6 protein-coding genes are annotated in these 3,397 nt (G+C 60.1%); 4 read left to right on the forward strand and 2 right to left on the reverse strand.

Going from position 1 to position 3,397, the window contains the following annotated elements; all coding sequences use genetic code 11:
- Positions 1-137 precede the first annotated feature (137 nt).
- Positions 138-344, reverse strand: coding sequence for a hypothetical protein (locus tag D6877_RS28655; protein ID WP_016770662.1), 207 nt, complete (start codon positions 342-344; stop codon positions 138-140).
- Between the two features lie 193 nt (positions 345-537).
- Here D6877_RS28655 and D6877_RS28660 point away from each other — a divergent pair, with 193 nt between their 5' ends.
- Positions 538-816 (forward strand): hypothetical protein, encoded by a 279-nt coding sequence (locus tag D6877_RS28660; RefSeq protein WP_016770663.1) that lies wholly within the window; start codon positions 538-540, stop codon positions 814-816.
- Between the two features lie 96 nt (positions 817-912).
- Here D6877_RS28660 and D6877_RS28665 read toward each other — a convergent pair whose 3' ends face one another.
- Positions 913-2,076, reverse strand: coding sequence for a 1-acyl-sn-glycerol-3-phosphate acyltransferase (locus tag D6877_RS28665; RefSeq protein ID WP_174823868.1), 1,164 nt, complete (start codon positions 2,074-2,076; stop codon positions 913-915).
- A gap of 141 nt (positions 2,077-2,217) precedes the next feature.
- Here D6877_RS28665 and D6877_RS28670 point away from each other — a divergent pair, with 141 nt between their 5' ends.
- The 3 genes from D6877_RS28670 to D6877_RS28680 are packed head-to-tail and all read left to right on the forward strand — an operon-like array spanning position 2,218 to position 3,329.
- The gene (locus D6877_RS28670; protein WP_130912867.1) at positions 2,218-2,400 is read left to right on the forward strand and encodes a CPXCG motif-containing cysteine-rich protein; all 183 of its coding nucleotides are present in this window, start codon (positions 2,218-2,220) and stop codon (positions 2,398-2,400) included.
- 9 nt (positions 2,401-2,409) lie between these two features.
- Positions 2,410-2,670, forward strand: a complete 261-nt coding sequence (locus D6877_RS28675; RefSeq protein ID WP_130912868.1) for a DUF2007 domain-containing protein — start codon at positions 2,410-2,412, stop codon at positions 2,668-2,670.
- Positions 2,671-2,705: 35 nt separating this feature from the next.
- Entirely contained in the window at positions 2,706-3,329 is a 624-nt protein-coding gene (locus D6877_RS28680) for an SOS response-associated peptidase (RefSeq protein WP_016773240.1), read from the forward strand.
- Positions 3,330-3,397: the final 68 nt, after the last annotated feature.

Below are 3,397 nucleotides of genomic sequence, written 5' to 3' on the forward strand. Positions count from 1 at the left end.
GAGGGAGAGGGAGCCGATCGCGTTTGCTTCGAAACCTGAGTTCGGCGCGGTATCTTAAGTCGGCGTATCTACCGCAAACACCTCGGTCAGTCCCCTCTCCCTCTGGGAGAGGGCTAGGGTGAGGGTGCTTTTGACGTTCAGGCAGCCTGGGAATAGAAATCGAGCACACTCACGCCAGTCAACAAATCGGTCTCGGGCAAGTCCGCGTGCTGATGCCCGCCCAGCGCGCAATACACCAGCCAGTGTCGATCCTGCACGTTGAAGGCAAGGCTGCCGACCAGGCTTTGCTGGTCGTCGTAAGGGGTGATGAGGTACAGGCGATCCTGGTTTTCCGCGTGCAGCATGTCGCATTCCATTCGGGTTTCGAGGCGCGCAGGGTGAAGCATCCACGTGACGATGCCATGACACAGGACAGCCATCGGTCGATTGTCAGGTTATTTGTCGCAAAGGCTGGGGCAGGGTGGGCCGGTTTGGGTAGAATCCGCGCCGCGGTCGTCGGTCTGGCGTCTGCCACACCGGTTAAGTTCGAGGTCTGTGATGTCGCTGCACTTGATGACGCTGTTTACCGCCCATCCCGCCAAGTTGATCAACCTGCTGGCCTTGCTTCTGGCCTTTCCGGGCAGTTGGCTGCTGCACGCGACCCGCCGTCGTGAGCAACGCGCCCAGGCCAGTCTCGCCGCCCAGCGCCAGGCGCAGCCGAATGCCGAGCCGATGCTCGATTGGGCGACGTTGCGCATGAACCGGTTTTTCTATCGTTTTGGTTTTGCTTGCCTGGGGCTTGCTTTGATCGTCTCCTGGATCAGCACCCGCTTCTGAAGCAAAAGATCGCAGCCTTCGGCAGCTCCTACAGGATGTACATCATTCCCATGTAGGAGCTGCCGAAGGCTGCGATCTTTTGATCTTGCTGTTGCTTTACAGCGGCAACCCAGCCTTGACCCGGTATTGATTACGCACCGGCGTCGCATATTGCAGCACCAGGTACGGCCGATGCTCAGCTGGGCAGGCATCCAATCGGCTTTGCCACTCATCCTGCGCCTTGGCCAGTTCGTCAGCCGGGAACACCTCGGCCGCTTTCGGCACATTCAATTGCGGATCGGCATCCGCCCACTGCGCGTACGCCAGGTAATGCACCGGGAACAACCGGTAGCCGCCGAGAATCTGCTTGTCCATCTCGATCGCCAATTGCTTGGTGTCTTCGAACACCTCAGTGATCGGCGCGGCAAAATTCACGTGGACCCGACCCTTGTAACCGGTGATGCCCTTCGCGATGCTCACGTCATCCTCGCCCGGCGCCTTGGCGTAGGTGCCGGTGGTGGCGCGGATGTACAGCTCGCGGGCCTTGGCCTGATCGCACGGGTCGTACTCATAGCTGATCGACACCGGCGTCACGTTGAGCGAGCGGATCACTTCGCCGAACGGCTCGTCCTTGCGGCTCATGTGGAACATCTTGAGGATCGCCGACTCGGTGCGGTCGTCGCCGTCCTTCGCCCGACCTTCCGCCTGAGCAATCCAGATCGACGCGCAATCGTTGCGGATCGAGTGGTTGATGTACGCCGACAGCAACTGATAAGCAGCCATTTTCTCGCGACGGCCGGTGATCGAGCGGTGGACGATAAAGCTCTTGTTCAAGCGCATCAGGTCACTGACGAACGGCTTCTGCAGCAGGTTGTCGCCAATCGCGATGCGCGGTGTCGGCAGGCCGGCGTGGTACACGGCGTAGTTGACGAAGGCCGGGTCCATGACGATATCGCGGTGGTTGGCGATGAACAGGTAGGCGCTGCCGGACTTGAATTGCTCGACACCGGTATAGGTCACGCCGTCGGTGGCGCGCTCGATGGTGTGGTCGACGTAGAACTCGACTTTGTCCTGTAAGGTAGCCACGGAATTCACGTCGGCAAACTCACGACGCAGCCGATGGGCTATAAGAGGTTTGAGCATCCAGCCGAAGGCACCGGCAAAACGCGGGAAGCGGAAGTGGGTGAGGATATCTAGAAACGCCTTGTCGCCGAGCAGCCTTGCCAGTACCGCAGGTACTTCGCTGTCGTCGTAAGGTCGGATGGCATCGAATTCGCCCATCATGCTCTCTTGTTGGAAACGGCTAGGGTAAGTAAAGGGTTTGATCGAAAACCCGCGGGGCACGGTCTGAAAAGTAGCCAGACAAAAATAGCCCTGCAAATAGACCGGCGATTATACGCACAAGTCACTGGGGAGACCGCGATGCTGGAAAATGCACGCTATGAATGTCCGTATTGCGGTGAGGAAGTCGAGACCACTCTGGATTTGTCCGCTGGGGATCAAACGTATATCGAAGACTGCCAGGTGTGCTGTCGTCCGATCACCTTTGTCCTGCAGGTACATGAAGAAGAGTGGCACTTGGAAGTCTTCAGCGAAAACGAGTGAGGGCCGCGAATGCAGCGCATCTACGAACCGGCGAACCTGATGGAAGGCGAAATGCTCAAGGGCATGCTCGCCAATGAAGGGATCGAGGCGCACCTGATCGGCCGTGATCTGGTGGGCGGTGCGGGTGAATTGCCGATCTTCGGCCTGCTCTGGCTGTCGGTGGATAACGATCAGGCCGAATACGCCCGCGAGTTGATCACCGCGTACAATGCCGCGCTGCCGCTGCCCGGCGACGAACCGGAAAGCTTTCCCGGCACGCTGGTCTGTTAGGCTGGCCTTCGTTTTATTCAGAGTCGTGTTGCCCCATGTGTGGACGTTATGCCCTGTTTCGCTGGAACCGCGACTTCGCGGCCCTGCCAGGTTTTCCCGCCGATCAACAGGCGCAGTGGAACATTTCCCCGAATGATTCGGTGTTGATGCTACGTGCCGAAGAAGATGGCCAGCGCACCTTGGCCCGTGCGCGCTGGGGCCTGACACCGCCGTGGCTGACCGATCTGTCGAAGACCCCGGCCCATGCCCGCGCCGAAACCGTCGCAGAACAGCCGATGTTTCGTGAGGCCTTGCGCTTGCGTCGCTGCCTGCTGCCGGCCAACGGCTTTTACGAATGGCGCGGCACCCAGCGCAAGCGGCCGTACTGGTTAACGCCGGGGGAGGGCTCGTCGTTGTTTTTCGCGGCGATCTGGGAAGCGTATCCGGTGCAGGAGCAGGTCTGGCTGAGCACGGCGGTGATTACTCAGTCGGCGGCGAGTCAGCGGCGGCCGTTGATTCTTGATGAAGCGGGGCAGGCGGCATGGCTCGATCCCGAGACGCCGCTGCATGTGTTGCAGGGTTTGCTCGCCAGTGAACCGGCGGCGCTGCGCGAGCGGGTGTTGGCGAATCTGGTGAATGATCCGAAGTTGAACGGGCCGGAGTGTTTGACCCCGGCTTGATTTGCGTGGATCAAAAGCCCCTCACCCCAGCCCTCTCCCGGAGGGAGAGGGAGCCGACCGAGGTGTCT

The organism is Pseudomonas sp. Sample_9, from assembly GCF_004307535.1.
Taxonomy (GTDB): domain Bacteria; phylum Pseudomonadota; class Gammaproteobacteria; order Pseudomonadales; family Pseudomonadaceae; genus Aquipseudomonas; species Aquipseudomonas mercuritolerans.

Excerpts from the sequence above, each read along its gene's own strand:
- D6877_RS28655 (WP_016770662.1), bottom strand. The coding sequence starts at position 344 with ATGCTGCACGCGGAAAACCAGGATCGCCTGTACCTCATCACCCCTTAC.
- D6877_RS28660 (WP_016770663.1), top strand. The coding sequence starts at position 538 with ATGTCGCTGCACTTGATGACGCTGTTTACCGCCCATCCCGCCAAGTTG.
- D6877_RS28665 (WP_174823868.1), bottom strand. The coding sequence starts at position 2,076 with ATGGGCGAATTCGATGCCATCCGACCTTACGACGACAGCGAAGTACCT.
- D6877_RS28670 (WP_130912867.1), top strand. The coding sequence starts at position 2,218 with ATGCTGGAAAATGCACGCTATGAATGTCCGTATTGCGGTGAGGAAGTC.
- D6877_RS28675 (WP_130912868.1), top strand. The coding sequence starts at position 2,410 with ATGCAGCGCATCTACGAACCGGCGAACCTGATGGAAGGCGAAATGCTC.
- D6877_RS28680 (WP_016773240.1), top strand. The coding sequence starts at position 2,706 with ATGTGTGGACGTTATGCCCTGTTTCGCTGGAACCGCGACTTCGCGGCC.